Below are 18,630 nucleotides of genomic sequence, written 5' to 3' on the forward strand. Positions count from 1 at the left end.
TAGGCCCTCCTTATCTTTCTTCAGGTAACTGATAATTCGATGCTTCCATAATAATTGGCAAAACAACTGGGCGACGTTTTGTCTCTTTAAATAAATACTTCCCAATTTTTTCCCTTAAATCACTCTTTAAATTACTCCAGTCAAAATCATCACTGGCTAAATGCTCTTCTAAAATATCAATCGTCATATCCGAGCAGCTTTCAATTAAGTCTAAGCTCGTTTTCATATAAACGAAACCACGTGAAGTGATTTGAGGACCAACTAAAACACGGCCCAAACGGCGTGAAATCGTTGCAACGATAATAAAAATACCATCTTCACTTAAGATACGACGATCGCGTAAGACAACATTCCCAATATCGCCTACACCAATACCATCCACTAACACATCTCCTGCTTGAACTTGTTTCGTCATGGTCATCTTGCCATTTTGGTATTCAATCACATCTCCCAGGTCAGCAATAAAGATATTTTCATTAGGAATACCAACTTCATTAGCTAATTTTCCATGCGCAGCTAGATTACGATATTCTCCATTAATAGGGATAACAAATTTAGGTTGCATAAATTTCATGAGTAATTTCAAATCATTCGGAGTCGCATGTCCAGATGTTTTAAAATTATCAGTAATTTCTTTAACAGAACCACCTACACTGTATACGATATCTGTTGTACGGGCCACTAGCGTTTCCATAGCAACTGAAGGAGTAGATGTTATATAAACTAAATCACCATCTTGTATGGCTATTTTCGGATGACGTCCTTGGGCCATTTTCTGGATTGATTTTAAAGGTTCACCTGCACTACCTGTTTCTAAAATAATGATTTTATTATCTTCCGTTGCATCTAATTGATCTAATTTTCCTAAAATGCGACGACTAGGTAGTATGATTTTATCAAGTTTAATGGCTGTATCAACAATCTCATATAACTCTTCTCCAGCAATAAAAATCGTTCGACCGGATGCATAAGCTGCATCAAAAACTTGTTGGATACGGGCAATATTACTTCCGATTGTTCCTACAATGACACGTCCTTGTGAATTACGGAATGTTTCTATAATTTCTTGGGTAATCTTTAAATCACTGACATTTTCAACTGGGCTTTCTGCTTCAGCTGAGTCTGCAAGTAAAGCAAGAACACCTGATTCACCAATATCTGTTAATTTTCCAAAATCCGTTTGATACAACTCAGAAGCACTCGGATCAAATTTAAAATCACCTGTATAAACAATTGAGCCTTCGTCTGTTTTCACAACAATCCCTACTGAATCCGGAATAGTATGCGTTGTTCTAAAGAAAGAAATCGTTGCATCTTCAAATTCAATTTCTGTATTCTCATCTACTTTGAAGAAGTTTTCTAATCGATCTTCTAAGCCTTGTGAACGTGCTGATATACTGGCTAATTCAATCGTTAACTCCGTACCAAATACAGGTACTTCAACTGTCGAAAGCAGGTAAGGCAATGCCCCAACAGAGTCAGCATGTCCATGTGTTAAGAAAATCCCAACAACACGATCGGCATTTTCTTCTAAATACGTAAAGTCTGGTATAACAACATCAATTCCTAGTAATTCATCTTCTGGGAATAGCAATCCACAATCTAAAACAAAGATTGATTGATTGACTTCCACTACATATAAGTTTTTTCCTTCCTCACGGATTCCACCTAGAGGAATGATTTTTATATTACTCATTCTCCACCTCATAACTATATATACTTTCTTTTTATTCTTACTGTTATTTTTTCAGCTTCAATCAAGCTTATTATAGCATAGATTAACTTGAATAAAAAAACCAAAAAGCTATCCTTCCTCACTTAAACGCTCTAATTTCATGAGTCATCATCAGGAGTAAGAATAGCTTTTATTTTTTTCGTTAACTAATCACGTTCTAACAATACTTTACGCGATAAGTTAATTCGGCCTTTATCATCTATTTCAGTTACTTTAACTTTAACTGTATCACCTAATTTTAGTACATCTTCAACTTTATTCACACGATGGTGTTCTAATTCTGAAATATGTACCAATCCATCTTTACCAGGTAAAACTTCAACAAAGGCGCCGAATTTTTCAATTCGTTTAACTGTTCCTTTGTATATTTCTCCCACTTCAACTTCTTTGACTAATACTTCAATCATTGATCTGGCTTTATCAATCATTTCTTGATTGCTAGAAGCAATACTAATAATACCACTTTGATCGATATCGATTTTCACACCTGTTGCATCAATAATCGAATTAATAGTTTCTCCACCTCGACCAATCACAACTTTAATCTTATCTGGATTAATCGTCATCAAGTCAATTTTCGGAGCATAAGGGCTCAATGTTGTACGAGGTTCTGCTAATGTCGAGATTAGTTCATCAAGAATTTCTAAGCGCGCTTTTTGAGCTTGTTCTAGAGCTTCCTCTAAGATTGCTTTTGTAATACCTTGAATCTTAATATCCATTTGTAAAGCAGTTATACCTTTAGCTGTACCAGCTACCTTAAAGTCCATATCACCTAAGTGGTCTTCTAAACCTTGAATGTCAGTTAAAACAGTGTAGTCTTCACCTTCCATAACCAACCCCATAGCAATCCCTGCCACTGGTGCTGTTATTGGAACACCCGCGTCCATTAATGCTAATGTTCCTGCACAAATACTAGCTTGGGAAGAAGAACCATTTGACTCTAATACTTCTGAAACTAAACGAATGGTATAAGGGAACTCGTCAACACTTGGTATCACTTGTTTTAATGCACGTTCACCTAAAGCACCGTGACCAATTTCACGACGACCAGGGCTACCCGTACGTCCTGTTTCACCCACAGAGAATTGAGGGAAATTATAGTGATGAATGAATCGCTTGCCTTCTTCAATTCCTAAGCCATCAATGACTTGATGTTCGCCTAAAGGCGCCAAGGTTGCGGCAGTTAAAACTTGAGTTTGTCCGCGAGTAAATAAACCTGAACCATGAACACGTGGTAAAAGTGCTACTGATGAAGACAATGAACGGATTTCATCAATTTTACGTCCGTCAGGTCTTACACGTTCTTTTGTGATTAAGCGACGAACTTCATCTTTTTCTAAGTCATGTAAAGCTGTATTCACGTCTTTTAAGATATCTGCAATATTTGATTCTAATAAATATTTTTCTTCAAAATATGCTTTCGCATTTTCCATTACTTTATTAACTGCATCTTCGCGAGCTAATTTTTCTTGTGTTTGAATCGCTTGAACCATTGGTTCTTTAAATAATGCTACAACTTGTTCATTGATATCTGGATCAATTTCTGCTAATACAAATTCAAATTTCTCTTTCCCAATCTCAGCTACAATTTCACTTTGGAATTGATTAAGTTCTTTGATTGCTTCATGACCGAACATTAAAGCTTCAAGCATATCGGCTTCAGAAACCTCCATGGCACTACTTTCAACCATATTAATAGCCGTTGAAGTACCTGCAACAGTTAACTGAATATCACTGGCTTCTGTTTGTTCAACATTGGGATTAATAATGAATTCACCATTCACACGTCCTACGTTAACTCCTGCAATCGGACCATCGAAGGGAATGTCAGAAATAGCTAATGATAAAGAAGAACCTAACATAGCAGCCATTTCTGGTGAATGGTCTTGATCAACTGATAAAACCGTATTGGTTACTTGTATTTCATTACGTACTCCTTCTGGGAACATTGGACGTAATGGACGATCAATTAGACGGCTTGTTAAAGTGGCTGTTTCTGAAGGACGACCTTCACGTTTAATAAATCCACCCGGTACTTTCCCAACAGCATACATTTTTTCGATATAATTAACGGTTAATGGGAAGAAATCACCCATACTTGGTCTTTTCGAAGCTACTGAAGCTGATAATACAACCGTATCACCATAACGTACAAGGACAGCACCATTAGCTTGCTTGGCTAATTCACCGATTTCGACACTAAGCGGGCGCCCACCAACTGTTGTATGGTAAACTTTTTTTTCCATTTTTATACTCCTCTTTTCTTTCGGAGGACTACTAAACAAGTATCAATCTACTTCATTTAAATACACTCATAGTTGTATAGTAGTTGCGACTCCGAATTTCTTTATCTGTATTTATTTACTTCATATGAAAAAAGGATGGCGTTGGCCATCCTGTTCATTGGAATTAACGACGTAATCCTAATTTTTGAATAAGTACACGATAACGTTGTACATCTTTTTTACGTAAGTAAGCTAAAAGATTACGACGGTGTCCGACTTTTTTCATTAGTCCACGGTAAGAGTGGAAATCTTTTTTATGAATTTCGCGGTGCTCATTTAGTAAGTTGATTTCAGCCGTAAGTACAGCAATTTGTACTTCTGGTGAACCAGTATCTCCTTCATGAGTTGCATATTCACGAATGATTTCATTCTTTTGTGTTTTTGTTAATGCCATCTCATTCACCTCTTTCTTAATAAGCCTCATACCAAGTAAAACGTTGGTGACTCGTTTAACTGAGCATGGGTAAGGTAACCAAACATCGGAATAAATCAGCAACATTTGACCACGCTAGTACAATTTACACTAAATAGATAAAAAACGCAATAGTTTTACATTATTTTTCTAATTTTTAGCTATGTATATTGCGACTACTAAGCCTTATTCTTCAAAATATTTATACAATTCCCTAGCAACTAAAATGGCAAACTGATCGCGACCTTCTTCACTATGATGAATATCGTCTAAGGTATACCATTCTGGATGCCCTTGTTGGTAACTATGCCAGTCAATTTCATGAACATTATCATACCTAGAGCTAAAATCAGCAATAATTTTATTCACTTCTTCAATATGTTGAACAGCGGAGTTTGTGTTAACGAAAAATAATTCACGGTCACCAGCTGCTTCAATTAAATCAATCATGGCCTCATCTGTCAGGGATGCATTGGTCCCTAAATTAATCACCATTGTATCATTCACAACCCCCTGATCAATTAAATCGACTAAAATTGGGGTCGCATCATATATTTGTAAACTGCCATAACCATATTCATTGCTCGACTGGAACAAGTCTAAAGCGTAGGGAGCACTAATATAAATCAATGAATCACCAAAAAAGGTCACAGGTATTTCAGCTGCAAAAAGCATCTCTCGCGTAGATAAGAATCGTGAATAAAATGGATTCGCTTCTTCGATAGAGCTAATAATGGCACGTTGTTCATCAATTTGATCATTAAGTGCCGCTTCGTTTCTTGTAATCTCGATTGCTTGACGTTGTAATTCGACTAAACGATCAGTCGTCTCAAATTCATTAACGAAATATGTACCGAATGTATCATCCATTAAAATAATTTTTTCTTCCGGTGCTTTTAATTCTTTTTCAATCGGTAAAATCGTATCTTGAACGTTGGTCATTCGCTGGCGCATACGGTATTCTAAGTCAAATTGAGCTAAAGGAATATAATCATTCGCTATAAAAATCATGACAAATACAAAAACACCTATAAAGCCTAACGCAATAATACTTCTCAATAAATATAAAGGTTTAAAGTGACGAAATGAAATAGCAGCTTTCAAATTATTCCAATTTGTTTTAAAGTTCAAATCATGACCAAATGCAATAGCGAATCGTGGTTGTTCAATCAGTTGATAAAATAATTCTCCAATAACAAATATCGTCACAATTGATGCAATTTGTAAATATACCAATGGATATGTACGTGTAAAGCTCATAAAGAACACAATTACTGGATAATACCATAGGTAGAAAGAGTAGGATCGTTGCCCTATCATTACTAATATCGGATTAGCTAGGAGCCAAGAAACAACTGGTTCTTTAATTGTCAAACTAAATACTAACAGAAAATTAGCAACGGTATATAAAGGCATCCAAAAATAATAAGTCATCGGATTTTGGTCATTGACCATAAATAACAAAGCAAGAGAAATCAAAAAACTACTGATTGAAATAAAACGAAAAACAAGTTGCCGATATTTAAAATGCCCTATTGCATTTAAAATAATCGGAATGAAGTATACGGCCCCAACTCCCATGGCAAAGGCAGAATACCTTGTACTTAAGCCATAATATACATCTGTAGGGTCTTCACCAGGTACATACCTTAATATAATAAAGGCATGGCTAACTAGTACCACTATCGACCATAAAATTCCCTTAAAAGGAATAGATACTTTTAAGCGTTTCGTCAGTAATACAATAAATATCGTCACAAAGAAAAATTGAATATATAGAGAGTTATACCACAAATGCGTAAAAGGTGAGGCATCAGTCATTTGGACAAAATAGGATCTATCTGCATTAATTTGGAAGAAATTATTAGCAAAAAACAAACTACTTAATATCTCAGTCCTCATGTAAGTTATTTCCTTTGGATTAAATATCAATAATCCTAGGACAATGAATAAAATCATCCACAGCAATGGAATGAATAAGCGACTGACAGTTTGTTTAAGATAACGCCATACACTTTTCCAATAAATTTTATTATCTTGCAGCTCAATTGATTCGAGCTTTCTACCAACAAAAAAGCCAGCTAAAATAAAAAATGTATTAACCATTAGAAAACCACCTGGTAAAAATTGTGGAAATAAATGGTAAATAATAACGGCTATAATACTGACTCCCTTTAAGGCATCAAAACTAAATATCCGATTTTTTGACAACCTTATCCCTCTTTTCATTTTACAAAGATTTTATTTTTTAAAATACGTTGCTTTTAACTCCATTATAATATCACGAATGTCGGCCGCAGCTTCAAAGTTCATATCTTTAGCATATTGCTTCATTTCCATCGTTAAGCGCTCAAGTTCTTCTTCCCGTTGCAAGCGTGATAACTGTTTAAACTGAACAAGGATATTTTCTTGTTTCTCATCACTTTCAACTTCCGTTGTAATTCGAATTAAATTACGAACTTCTTTCTTGATTGTTTTAGGTGTAATACCATGCTCCGCATTATAGGCTTCTTGAATTTCACGACGACGATTCGTTTCAGAAATTGCTCTTTCCATTGAATTTGTCATATTATCAGCATACATAATAACTTTCCCATTTTCATTACGTGCTGCCCGTCCAATTGTCTGAACCAGTGATCGTTCACTTCTTAAGAATCCTTCTTTATCAGCATCTAAAATAGCTACTAAGGATACTTCAGGCACATCCAATCCTTCACGTAATAAGTTGATTCCGACCAAAACATCAAATACCCCTAAACGTAATTCCCGGATAATTTCTGTTCGCTCTAAAGTTTTAATATCACTATGTAAATATTTTACTTTTATATCGAGTTCTTTAAAGTAGTCTGTTAAGTCTTCAGACATTTTTTTTGTCAATGTCGTAATAAATACTCTTTCATCGCGCTCAGCACGGATATTTATTTCATTGACTAGATCATCAATTTGACCTTTAATTGGGCGGACTTCAATAATTGGATCAAGTAAACCAGTTGGACGAATGATTTGTTCGACATATTCACCATTTGTATGTTCTAATTCATATGGCCCAGGTGTAGCTGAAATATATAAAATTTGGTTAACATGACCTTCAAATTCTTCTAAAGTAAGCGGGCGATTGTCAATGGCACTTGGTAAACGGAAGCCATAGTCGACTAATTGTTGTTTACGGGCACGGTCACCATTGTACATTCCGCGAATTTGTGACATTGTAATATGCGACTCATCAATGACGATTAAATAGTCATCAGGAAAGAAGTCCAATAAGGTATAAGGAGCTTGTCCGGGTGCTCGACCATCCATATGTCTAGAATAGTTCTCAATCCCGTTACAATAGCCCATCTCTAACAACATTTCAATATCGTAGTTGGTTCGTTGTTCTAAGCGTTGTGCTTCAAGTAGTTTGTTCTCATTACGCAGTTCTACCAATCTTTCTTCTAATTCCGCTCGAATAGATTCTACTGCAGATGTAATTTGCTCATTGTTGGCGACAAAGTGGGTAGCAGGATAGATTGGATAATGGGCGACTTCACTTTTAATTTCGCCAGTTAAAACATCCACTTCACGAATTCGTTCAATTTCATCACCGAAAAACTCAACGCGGATTACTTCTTTATCACGCGAAGCTAAGAATATTTCAATAACATCACCACGTACTCGGAAAGTTCCCCGTTGAAAGTCGATATCATTACGGACATATTGCATCTCAACTAAACGTGCTAAAACAGCTTCGCGACTGATTTCTTGGCCTGCTCTTAGTGACAAGACATGCTCACGGTAATTTTCAGGGTCAACCAATCCATAAATACAAGATACGGAAGCGACAACGATGACATCTCTGCGTTCGATTAAGGCAGAAGATGCCGAGTGACGTAATTTATCAATCTCATCATTGACACTGGATTCTTTTTCAATATATGTATCCGATGCAGGAACATAGGCTTCAGGTTGATAATAATCATAGTATGAAACAAAATATTCAACTGAATTTTCAGGGAAAAACTCTAACAACTCACTATAAAGTTGCCCTGCCAAAGTTTTATTATGAGCTAATACAAGGGTTGGCTTTTGAACTTCCTGAATCACATTAGCAACAGTATATGTTTTACCCGTACCAGTAGCACCTAATAATACTTGTTCTTTTTTGTTTTGTTTAATCCCCTCAACTAACTCTTTAATAGCCGTGGGTTGATCACCACTTGGTTGATAGGGAGATACGAGTTTAAATTCTACCATAAAAAAACTTCCTTTCTAATTAGCAATTTCTAGTATACTATTTTTTAAAAGTATACTCTAGAAATTATGAATAATTTTAAATTTTACGTGAAGTTATTGATAGTTCAGTAAAATAAATCACATTTTTAATTTTCCTTTCATGAATCTTTATCAAAAAAAGCATTTTTTTATTGCATAATTACACTCGCTTCATGTATAATATTTAATGTTGATTAAGTTGGCTTGGCTAGCTTAACAAAATGATAAGAAAGAGGTGACGCCACATGGCTAATAATCCATCAGCGATTAAACGTATCCGTCAAACAGCAACTAAAACTGAACATAACCGTAACCGTGTTTCACAAATGCGTACGTCAATTAAAAACTACCGTAAAGCCGTAGAAACTGGTGAAGGTGATTTAAACGAACTTTTACGCGCTGCAATTTCTGAAATTGACATGACTGCTGCAAAAGGCTTAATTCACAGAAATAAAGCTAACCGTGATAAAGCTCGTTTAACTAAATTAATGAATACAAAAGAAGCATAATATTTGAAAAAGACGATGACTAAAGCATCGTCTTTTTTTTAACTCATTTGTATTAAGCGGATAAGTACCATGTAAAAATGAATATCTTTAGGTCCTTCTCCGGTTTTCATTTGTAAATCTGCTTTTATTAATGATTGATAAAACTTACTTAAGGCACTCAATGTCATCATCTTACCACTTTTTAGAGCTAACTGTACCCGATACGGATGGATGACAAGTTGTGAGGCAATGTCTTTAATTTGATAACCACTTTGAGACAAAATCTTTGATTGTATAATGATGCGAAACTGCGAAACAATCAATGCATGTAATGCTATCGGTTCATTTTTTAATAGAAGCAAATCTTCATAAATTTGACTAGCTAGATCGACTTGTCTATCAATTAATGCACTAACTAACTCAAACACATCAGATTCTAGCGTTCGTGAAACAAGCGCTCTTACGGTTTGAATCGTAACTGGCTTACCTGATTTTGAATAGACCGATAACTTATTCAGTTCAGTCATAGTTTGTGTTAACTGATAATCAACACGTTGCAATAATTCAGTTAACGCTTCGCGTGTTATGTCAATATTGGCATCTTTTATATAAGTTTGAATAAACTGCCTTACTTCTTTTTCTTCAAGTGGAGTAACATCTACCGACAGCACTTTCTTTTGGAATGTCTTTGTAAGCTTCTTACGCTTATCGAGTTTATCCTGATTTTGAATAAATATCAGATAAGTAGAAGGATTAGGATTATCAATATAGGCGAGTAATCGATTGATTTGTGCATCCGTTAATTTTTTGTTGGATGTGGTAGATAAAACATCAAACTGATTAACAATAATAACCCGAAAATCTGAGAAAAAGGAAAACATTTCTGCTTCATCCAAAATTACATCTATAGTAACTTCTTCCATGTCGAAACGACTAATATCTAACTCATCGTTGGTTTCAACTTGATTAATTAATTGATCAATAAATGATTGTCTTAAAAATATCTCTGAACCATACACAAAATAGATCGGTTGAATTGTCCCAGCTTTTATTTCTTGAATTGTTCTTTGATAGTCCACTTTGCCCTCCTTAAAACTTAGATTTTATGATTTATTAAAATTATATTTGCTTTTAATCGAGATTACAATATACTATATAACAATATCAGATTCTTGAAAGGAGTCAATTTAATGCTTCCAATCATTGGTATAACTGGAAATATCATTACGATAAATGATTACGATTTTGAATTTTTCGATGTAAATTACTCTCCCAAAGGGTTCACACAAGCCGTTGTTAAAGCCGGTGGTGTTCCGATTATCTTACCCCTTGCTAACAAAGAGAATGTCACAGAATATATTTCAATGATTGATGCTTTAATTTTAACAGGTGGAGAAGATGTTTCACCGATGCTATATAATGAAGAACCTCGAAAAGTAATAGGACGGACTTCACCCATGCGTGATGAATTTGAAATTGCATTATTTAAAGAAGCTGTCCGTCAAAAGAAACCTGTTCTTGGGGTTTGCCGCGGCCTACAATTAATCAACGTTATTTTTGGTGGTACTTTATATCAAGATTTAAGTGAAGACGAGAGCATCAGTATCCAACACGTACAAAAAACGAAAGCTGAGTTTGTCACGCATTCTATTAAAGTTAAAACAGATTCTATTATTTCAGATATCATGGAATCCGGTGACTATGTCAATTCTTACCACCACCAAGCAATTAATGAGTTAGGTAATGGTTTAGAAGTTACCGCTTGGAGTAAAGATAATGTCATTGAAGCCATCGAATCCGTTGATAAAGATCAAGGTATCGTAGGCGTACAATGGCATCCTGAACTAAATGCTCTTACAAATGAGAAAAGCTTAAAAGTTTTCCAAAATTTAGTTAAAAGAGCTAAACAAGGAAAAGGAAATTAAAGAACAAAAACCATTATACCTTTCAGTCTTTGAAAAGGTATAATGGTTTTTTCTTTACGCCTCTGCTTTTAATGCATCCCAATCCGCTGGGTCAACTTGATTCATTTTAACGATCCAATGTTCAGCTTTTTCTTTAGAACCTAACAATGTAGGGTTATTTTCAGCTTCTTCATTTCTCTCAATAATTTCACCACTGAATGGCGCTGGTACTTCAATCGCTGCTTTTGAAGCTTCAATGTTTAATAGAGTGTCATCTTTATCAATCGATCCTAGACTCGCAATACTGGCATAAGTGATGTCACCTGCATCAAATTGTAAATCATCTGTCATACCAATTGTATAAATATCACCATTTTTTTCAATCCATAATTGATTGGATAATTTTTTCATTATTCCACTCTCTTTCTAATAAGTTTCATTTTCAGTAAACATGTAACTATGATGGTGGTATCGCATAGAAAGGATTAAACCAACACCAATCATATTACTTAACAAGGCAGAACCACCTTGAGAAATAAAAGGTAAAGGAACCCCAGTAATGGGAAGTAATCCAATCGTCATTCCAATGTTTTCTACAATATGGAATAAAATCATTGAAATAACACCCGTTGCGATATAGGTATAAAACTCATTTTGAGTTTCGAAACATGTTTGCACCATCTGATAGATTAACACAAAATAAATAAGTAGTAAAATCGCTCCTCCAAGGAAGCCAAAGTTCTCACCGATTGTCGTGAAAATAAAGTCAGACTCTCTTACTGGAACACTAACTTCAGAAATACCAATGCCTTTACCATACAACTGACCGGAACCAATTGCCATAATACTTTGAACTAATTGATAAGCATTTCCTTGAGTATCTCCGAATGGATTTAGCCATGAATCAATACGATTCAACTGGTAAGGTTGGAATAAGCCTGTAGACAACAGTAAGTCGCGATGAAAAGCTGCTAAGTAGATTAATCCCCCACCTAAAAGTGTGACAACTAAAATACCAGGGGCTAAAATTTTCCAAGAAACACCAGATACTAAAACAACTCCTGCTGTAATAGCAATGATAACCAAGTTTGTTCCTAAGTCATTTTGTTCTTGAATTAAAACGACCGGTGGTAAAGCGAATAGCATAATCTTACCTAGTAAAATCCAATCTGTTTTTAACGTCCGATTAGTATAACGATTATTATGCTCGGTTACTACTCGTGCTAAAAAAACAATGTAAGCTGGTTTAAAAACTTCTGAAGGTTGGAAAGTAAAGCCTCCAATTCTAAACCAAGATTGTGCTCCTGTCGAAGCTGCCATTTCACGGTCATAAAATAGTAAAACAGCGACTAATAACAAAATTCCAAATCCATATAAAAATGTCGACAATTTCCAATACTGTTCACTATCAAATTGCATCACAACGATAACAGCGATGGCTCCTACCCCATACCACAAAGCATGTAATAGAGTCGGTCGGATATCTGATCCTTCAATTAGAGTAGTGGTTGAATAAACACTCACTAACCCAATTATTGCAAGCAACATGACACTTAAAATAATGCCATAATCAATTCTATTATCGTATGGTTGTCTACGTCTGGCGGTATTCATTCGGTTTTCTCCTTTTCACTAAGTAAAGACTGAGATTCTTTTTCATCATTTACTTTAAAAATTCTATATTTTAAACCTGGCATTAAGCTACTATGATGTCGAAAATTAGGACTATAAGAAGCAAATTGTTTATATTGCGTCGTTTCCTCAACAAGCTTCCAATAACTTTTCTCTTTAAAATCATGATAAAAAACATTCACATAGCCACCAATAGCTATCACCATTGAGTTAAAATACAACCAAATGACCACAATAATAAGCACTCCAATAGTGCTATTACTGGTACTATTGCTTGAAAAAGCTAAGTACAGAGTAAATAATTGAGAAACTAGGAGAAAGCCAATTAAAGCGACTATGGCTCCAGGTATACTATAGTTTATCGACCAATCTACATTAGGAATAAAGTAATAGATAACGACCAAAATAGAAAAAGTAATTAACAAACCTATAAGCCAACCTTGTTCAAAGATAACATCGATTGCATATAAACGAATATGGAACGTCTCACTTAAGAAAGTAAGAATATATTCACCGAATAACATGGTAAATGACAATATTGTCACTACAAAAACTGTCGCTAAAGTAAATAAATATGCAAAAGCCCGTTTAAAAATAAAATTCTGACTTTTCTCTACTTTATAGATGGTGTTCAATACTCTTTGTAGGGTATTAAACACATTGGATGCTGGCCATAAAGAAATAATTAACCCCAAAGAGAATATACTCGAACTTGTTCCTGTTAAATAGGATTCCAAGATCGGTATTAATACATTCCCTACCTCATATGGAAGGACTCGATTGATGGTTTGCAGAATTTCAGCTTCTGAAATAGGTAGAACAGCTATAACGTTAGCAAGTGCTAATAAAACGGGGATAATTGCCGAAATAACATAGAATGACAGCTCTGCCGCATAGCTTCCAAATTTTAATTGTTGATTATTTACTTTGAAGGTTTTTAACAAACGTGATACGACTGAAGGTTGCTCTAATTCCAAGTAGTTCGCCTCCTTACTTCATATTAACTATCTAAATTTAACATAACTAATTTGAAATTGCATCTTTACACCGAACTTTTATTAATTTTTATGAAAATAAAAAATTTAGACTATTGGAATTTGGATAGGTATAATAGATTTATGAATTACTTAGGAGGCAATTTATGGCAACAGGTGTAACTTTTTATTTTGTAAGACATGGCGAAACTTTTTTGAATTTGATGGAACGTGTTCAAGGATGGGCAAATGCACCATTAACTGAACGTGGAGAAAAAGATGTTCATCGAAGCGGAAAAGGATTGGCTGATGTTGAATTCGATGCTGTCTATTCGAGTGATTTAATGCGAACAATTGATACGGCGGAAATAATTCTTTCCGAAAATAACTTTGCTGAAAACTTAACAATTGTTCCAATGAAAGCTTTCCGAGAGGTACACTTTGGTTATTATGAAGGCTTACCTGCCAAAGTACTATGGGATCAAGTCGATGAATTCGTCACTAAGCAACATGATTTACCTGCTGGTGATCGTAAAACAGTTCAATTCTTTATGAATACTGTTAAAGAGATTGATCCGTATAATAATGCTGAAAACTATATGGATTTTTGGATGCGCGTTGAGACAGGCTTAATTGAATTGCTTGAACGCCATGCTGATACGAATAAAAATATATTGGTTGTTAGCCATGGTATGACTATCCGAAATCTGTTAGAGGGCTTAGTTGCCGATTTTGACGAAATAGAACCTTTAAAAAATGCTTCTGTTTCAATTGTAAAATATTTGAATGGTCAGTTTGAACTCCTTGCATACAATCAAGTGGATCACTTTGCAGAAATTGCAGATGAAGCTTCAGTTGATCATTCAGAAAAATAAATAAAGGAGGAAACTGTTAAAGATGAAAATTGTATTATTAGAACCATTAAGAGTTCCAGATGAAACAATAGCTGAGTTATCACTAGCTTTAAAAGACAAAGGTTATGATTTTGAAAGTTATAGTGAGCGAACAACTGATCCAAAAGAATTAGCTGAAAGAACTAAAGATGCAGATATCGTTATCATTGCTAATTCCCCTTACCCAAAAGAATCATTTGAGAATGCAGATCAATTAAAATTGATTAATGTTGCTTTTACGGGTACAGACCATGTTGATGTAAAGTATGCAACTGAAAATAATATAAAAGTTGCAAATTCATCTGGTTATGCAACACAAGCCGTCGCAGAATTAACGATTGGACTAACGATGGGTGTTTACCGTTCATTAGCTCAAGGAAATGAAGATGTTCGTTTAGCTGAAGATTTTCCAGGTCTAATTCAGGGGCAAGAAATTCATGGCAAAACGGTCGGTATTTTAGGTATGGGTGATATTGGTTTGGCTACAGCTAAACTATTTATAGCATTTGGCGCAAAAGTGATTGCTTATAACCGTTCAGAAAGCCAAGAAGTGAAAGATTTGGGCATTGAGTACAAATCGCTAGATGAAGTTTTAAGTGAAAGTGATATCGTATCAGTTCATCTCCCTCTAACTGATTCAACCAAACACTTATTAGATGCAGAAAAATTAGCTTTAATGAAGGAATCCGCCATTTTAATTAATGTGGCTCGCGGACCGATTATTGACAATCAAGCTTTAGCCGATGCTTTAAATAATGACAACATTGCAGGTGCCGGGATTGATGTCTTCGATACAGAACCACCTTTACCAAGTAATGATCCTTTATTGAATGCTAAGAACGCCCTTTTATCACCTCATATTGGTTATTTGACGGACGAAGCAATGGTAAAACGTGCAAAAATTGTTTTTGATAACGTCTTGGCTTTTCTTGATGGTGAACCAAAAAACCTAGTCAATTAAGTCATTCAGTGTAAACATTGACCATGTTTGACATACAAACCATGACATGCTATAATGAAGTATATTACGGGGATGTCATGGTTTCGACAGGTATTGTTCGAACTTATGATGCGTCAGGAAGGCAGCGACTTCCTAAAAACGCTACAGTTAAATATAACTGCAAAAAACACAAACAATAATTTTGCTTTAGCAGCCTAAAAACTGCTTGCAAAGATCAGCCCGGCATCACCCATGTGCTCGGAACCTGGTCTCAAATTAAGTGGGATACACATTAGCTTTCCGTCTGCAAGCTAATGGAGAGATTATCAGACTCGCGAACACTGATGCTCGTTTATCAGCTAGGTGCAAGCTAAATTTTAAGTCGATAAACTATTGACGTAGATTTGTAAGTGGCGAGATATCTGGACAGGAGTTCGACTCTCCTCATCTCCATTTGATATAATTTCTAGGGTTCTAACAACATCTAAATGTTGATTTAGAGCCTTTTTTGTTGGTTTGATTTTCCTTACAAAACCCATTATTTACTATTAGGGGTAGTCAATAGGGTAGTCATTTTATCATAATAATGAAACATAAATATACTTATATAATATTGTTACTATATTTACTGTTTAATATTTTATAATTCAGGAAAGAATCAAACATTCAGCATTACTTTTTCTATATAAAATTAATCCACATTACATACACCAAATATGATTAGGGTATTACCCTTTTATTTTCCTTCTATACACCATCTAGCACTTATTACTATACTTTCTTTATAGAACTCAAAATAATCCAACTTCACAATCGAATAAGCATGTCATCTGTAACACCTTCAGTTTAATAAACTGTGAATAATAAATCAATTGTGTAATCTGTTCGAATGGATCATATCTAAAATTAACCCGTTCTTATGCAGAAATTTGATGAACATAAGCCTATCACTTCTGTAGAAGGGTTTTATAAAAACACTTATCTGTAGGGTTGCTATCATTATCGGGTTTAGATTCACCAATAACAAAAATAAACCCCCCTGCACTTCTTTTTAACCTTACTGAACAGCCTATCGTTATTAGCCATCTTCTAAAATTCTGCTTCTACGGTTATTTGATGATAGACTACCTACATAACAATCTGAAACAGCCTTGTATGGCTTATTCGGTTATACCCCTTAAACTCTTACCATCCAACATAAGCATACAGTTCCGTCTACCCTTTTTACAGTCGCTATGTTCCATTTGCTGGATGGGCTCATTCACAATTGATCTAACAGCGGTGTTATATAAGCACCATTTTTATATAGGGTTGTCACTCGATTCGCTCAAAAATGAGTTAAAGTCACGGTATTCGATAAACTACTCTGGAAAACTAATTTTACCCTTTAAAGCATAATATCCCCACACTTGAATAAACTCTTAGCAATATTCAGAAACTACATTTTAATGGTAATCAATGAATTAGCAGGTCTTTTTTAGTTCAAGTTAGGAAAATAGAATTTAATTAGTAAAATAAACACGCTACATATTAAGGGTATCTGCCTTCCATTTAATGCACTCATAATCGCTGTATAGGGAATATATAAGGTAAATATAGGTATCAGTCTATAAATAAAAAAAACGTCTTGTATAGCGTTTATGGGCGTTTTTAAGCCTGCAAAGTTTCTGCAAGTGGTTCGGCTAGTCTGTAATATCAACCATGTTTAAATTGCTGGTCTTATCAATTAACCTAGAGACTGCTTTTAAATTATCAATAAACTTACTCTGTATCTAGTTCACATTGATTGTATAGGCAGAATTGACACAAAACTTTTGATTACAGCAAAATCGTTTCAGATAGTAGTGTGTCACAGAATGATACAAATGTGCCAATTTGTTAGGAAAGTAAATTGACAGAAGATTCTAGAAATCCAAAGCCTTTTTGAAAAAGGTTGTTTGTCATTGATTGACAGAATTCTGTCATTTGAATTTCAGATAGATCTATAAAAACAGCTGATTTTTAGAGAGTGTCGGGGAAATTCTAAAATTTAATCAAACCGTATCAAAAGGACGTGCGACAGAAAATGTCGGGAGTCCGTCATTCAAAAGATGAAAGAAGAAGGCTATACGCAACAAGAAATAGGTGACCGTATTGGGTGGACTAGACAAAAAGTAAGCCAATATTTCATGTTACTAGAAAAGATTGCTACAACAGTACTAGAAAAAACTAAATTATTTCAAGGTGGTCGTGTAGCACAAAATGCTACAAATGTGACATTCAATTTTACCGAAGGTTGGTTCAGAAATCTAGGCTTATACAATTTACCTTGTAGCTAATACCCACAAGGGGTTATGTTCTTAAATCATCATAACAGCATTATTTTCGCCTTCATAACGCTGTTTCTACGCTCATTTCATGATACGTTACCCATCCGCTTATATGAATTGACCTTAAAACCGGTATTCTCTACACATGTATTGATCCAATTTCAGCTATTCCCAACGTTGAGAGTAAAGATGGAATTATTATTGAACGAATAGGATCTAAAATAATAATATAGATACAAAAAGACCCCACAATAAAAATGAGTGGGGTTACTTTAATCTCCTACTGACCAAGCAATATCTAATACTGCTTGTATGTCTAACTTCATTGGTATCGGCAAGCTATTGCTAGGATTATCGTAAGCGAATGGAATGGATTAAGAACTGTAAATTCGAATTTATCTATATAGTAGTCTGCTGATTCTTTTAATGCTGTAAGATATATTCCGTGAATCGTTACATCTTGGTAAACCCTTGAAGTTGCTTTAATGACTTCAAGCATTAACTGACGTCCAACACCATGACCTTTGTATTTTTCATCTACTGCAAAGTATTCGATAATTAAATAAGGATAGCCATCATTTAAACTAGCAGAAATACTTCCAGGCACTATTTTAGAAATTGTATATGAAATATACCCTGCTAAATCTCCATCTACATCAGCTATGGTTGTTTTATTAGCATGTTTCTGTTTTACTGGATTCGTTTCATCTAAAATATAATTATTTAATTCAAGGTTTCCACAATTAAAACTCTTTGCTTTTTCATGTGCATTATGAATCCAACAGTTAACATCAGAAATAATTACTC

15 protein-coding genes and 1 other RNA gene are annotated in these 18,630 nt (G+C 34.8%); 6 read left to right on the forward strand and 10 right to left on the reverse strand.

Going from position 1 to position 18,630, the window contains the following annotated elements; translation table 11 throughout:
- Nucleotides 1-10: 10 nt before the first annotated feature.
- The 5 genes from ACTQ54_RS03065 to uvrB all read right to left on the reverse strand — a co-directional run bounded on the left by ACTQ54_RS03065 (nt 11) and on the right by uvrB (nt 8,665).
- Nucleotides 11-1,696 carry a ribonuclease J gene (locus tag ACTQ54_RS03065; RefSeq protein WP_441754560.1) on the reverse strand — a complete coding sequence of 562 codons (1,686 nt, stop codon included), beginning with the start codon at nt 1,694-1,696 and terminating at the stop codon, nt 11-13.
- Between the two features lie 185 nt (nt 1,697-1,881).
- A complete protein-coding gene (gene pnp / locus ACTQ54_RS03070) occupies nt 1,882-3,981 on the reverse strand; it encodes a polyribonucleotide nucleotidyltransferase (protein ID WP_441754562.1) in 2,100 nt (699 codons plus the stop codon).
- A 163-nt stretch (nt 3,982-4,144) separates the two neighbouring features.
- Nucleotides 4,145-4,414 carry a 30S ribosomal protein S15 gene (gene rpsO, locus ACTQ54_RS03075; protein WP_441754564.1) on the reverse strand — a complete coding sequence of 90 codons (270 nt, stop codon included), beginning with the start codon at nt 4,412-4,414 and terminating at the stop codon, nt 4,145-4,147.
- A gap of 204 nt (nt 4,415-4,618) precedes the next feature.
- Nucleotides 4,619-6,643 (reverse strand): acyltransferase family protein, encoded by a 2,025-nt coding sequence (locus ACTQ54_RS03080; RefSeq protein WP_441754566.1) that lies wholly within the window; start codon nt 6,641-6,643, stop codon nt 4,619-4,621.
- Nucleotides 6,644-6,673: 30 nt separating this feature from the next.
- Nucleotides 6,674-8,665 (reverse strand): excinuclease ABC subunit UvrB, encoded by a 1,992-nt coding sequence (gene uvrB / locus ACTQ54_RS03085; protein WP_441754568.1) that lies wholly within the window; start codon nt 8,663-8,665, stop codon nt 6,674-6,676.
- 263 nt (nt 8,666-8,928) lie between these two features.
- Between uvrB and rpsT the strand changes: the two genes are divergently transcribed.
- A complete protein-coding gene (gene rpsT, locus ACTQ54_RS03090; RefSeq protein ID WP_441754570.1) occupies nt 8,929-9,192 on the forward strand; it encodes a 30S ribosomal protein S20 in 264 nt (87 codons plus the stop codon).
- Between the two features lie 38 nt (nt 9,193-9,230).
- Here rpsT and holA read toward each other — a convergent pair whose 3' ends face one another.
- The gene (gene holA, locus ACTQ54_RS03095) at nt 9,231-10,250 is read right to left on the reverse strand and encodes a DNA polymerase III subunit delta (RefSeq protein ID WP_441754572.1); all 1,020 of its coding nucleotides are present in this window, start codon (nt 10,248-10,250) and stop codon (nt 9,231-9,233) included.
- 111 nt (nt 10,251-10,361) lie between these two features.
- On the opposite strand from holA, the gene ACTQ54_RS03100 reads away from it, so the two are divergent.
- Entirely contained in the window at nt 10,362-11,096 is a 735-nt protein-coding gene (locus tag ACTQ54_RS03100) for a gamma-glutamyl-gamma-aminobutyrate hydrolase family protein (RefSeq protein ID WP_441754574.1), read from the forward strand.
- A gap of 54 nt (nt 11,097-11,150) precedes the next feature.
- Here the strand turns inward: ACTQ54_RS03100 and ACTQ54_RS03105 are convergent, their stop codons facing one another.
- Genes ACTQ54_RS03105 through ACTQ54_RS03115 form a run of 3 tightly spaced genes read right to left on the reverse strand, consistent with a single transcriptional unit; the run spans nt 11,151 to nt 13,684 of the window.
- A complete protein-coding gene (locus ACTQ54_RS03105; RefSeq protein ID WP_441754576.1) occupies nt 11,151-11,486 on the reverse strand; it encodes a glycine cleavage system protein H in 336 nt (111 codons plus the stop codon).
- A 15-nt stretch (nt 11,487-11,501) separates the two neighbouring features.
- Complete coding sequence (locus ACTQ54_RS03110; protein ID WP_441754578.1) at nt 11,502-12,689, reverse strand: FtsW/RodA/SpoVE family cell cycle protein; 1,188 nt, start codon at nt 12,687-12,689, stop codon at nt 11,502-11,504.
- Nucleotides 12,686-13,684, reverse strand: a complete 999-nt coding sequence (locus ACTQ54_RS03115) for a YihY/virulence factor BrkB family protein (RefSeq protein ID WP_441754580.1) — start codon at nt 13,682-13,684, stop codon at nt 12,686-12,688. Before ACTQ54_RS03115 ends, ACTQ54_RS03110 begins: the two co-directional genes overlap by 4 nt.
- Before the next feature lie 164 nt (nt 13,685-13,848).
- Here ACTQ54_RS03115 and ACTQ54_RS03120 point away from each other — a divergent pair, with 164 nt between their 5' ends.
- From ACTQ54_RS03120 to ACTQ54_RS03135, 4 genes are all read left to right on the forward strand, one after another.
- On the forward strand, nt 13,849-14,556 hold the full coding sequence (locus ACTQ54_RS03120; RefSeq protein WP_441754581.1) for a histidine phosphatase family protein: 708 nt from the start codon (nt 13,849-13,851) through the stop codon (nt 14,554-14,556).
- A 22-nt stretch (nt 14,557-14,578) separates the two neighbouring features.
- Nucleotides 14,579-15,535 (forward strand): NAD(P)-dependent oxidoreductase, encoded by a 957-nt coding sequence (locus tag ACTQ54_RS03125; protein WP_441754583.1) that lies wholly within the window; start codon nt 14,579-14,581, stop codon nt 15,533-15,535.
- A gap of 68 nt (nt 15,536-15,603) precedes the next feature.
- Nucleotides 15,604-15,970, forward strand: a transfer-messenger RNA (tmRNA) gene (gene ssrA, locus ACTQ54_RS03130).
- A gap of 1,634 nt (nt 15,971-17,604) precedes the next feature.
- Nucleotides 17,605-17,832: a hypothetical protein gene (locus ACTQ54_RS03135; RefSeq protein ID WP_441754585.1), complete on the forward strand. Its 228-nt coding sequence runs from the start codon at nt 17,605-17,607 to the stop codon at nt 17,830-17,832.
- 313 nt (nt 17,833-18,145) lie between these two features.
- On the opposite strand, the gene ACTQ54_RS03140 is transcribed toward ACTQ54_RS03135, so the two are convergent.
- A complete protein-coding gene (locus tag ACTQ54_RS03140; protein ID WP_441754881.1) occupies nt 18,146-18,625 on the reverse strand; it encodes a GNAT family N-acetyltransferase in 480 nt (159 codons plus the stop codon).
- Nucleotides 18,626-18,630: the final 5 nt, after the last annotated feature.

Source organism: Fundicoccus sp. Sow4_H7 (assembly GCF_052115865.1).
Lineage (GTDB): Bacteria > Bacillota > Bacilli > Lactobacillales > Aerococcaceae > Fundicoccus_A.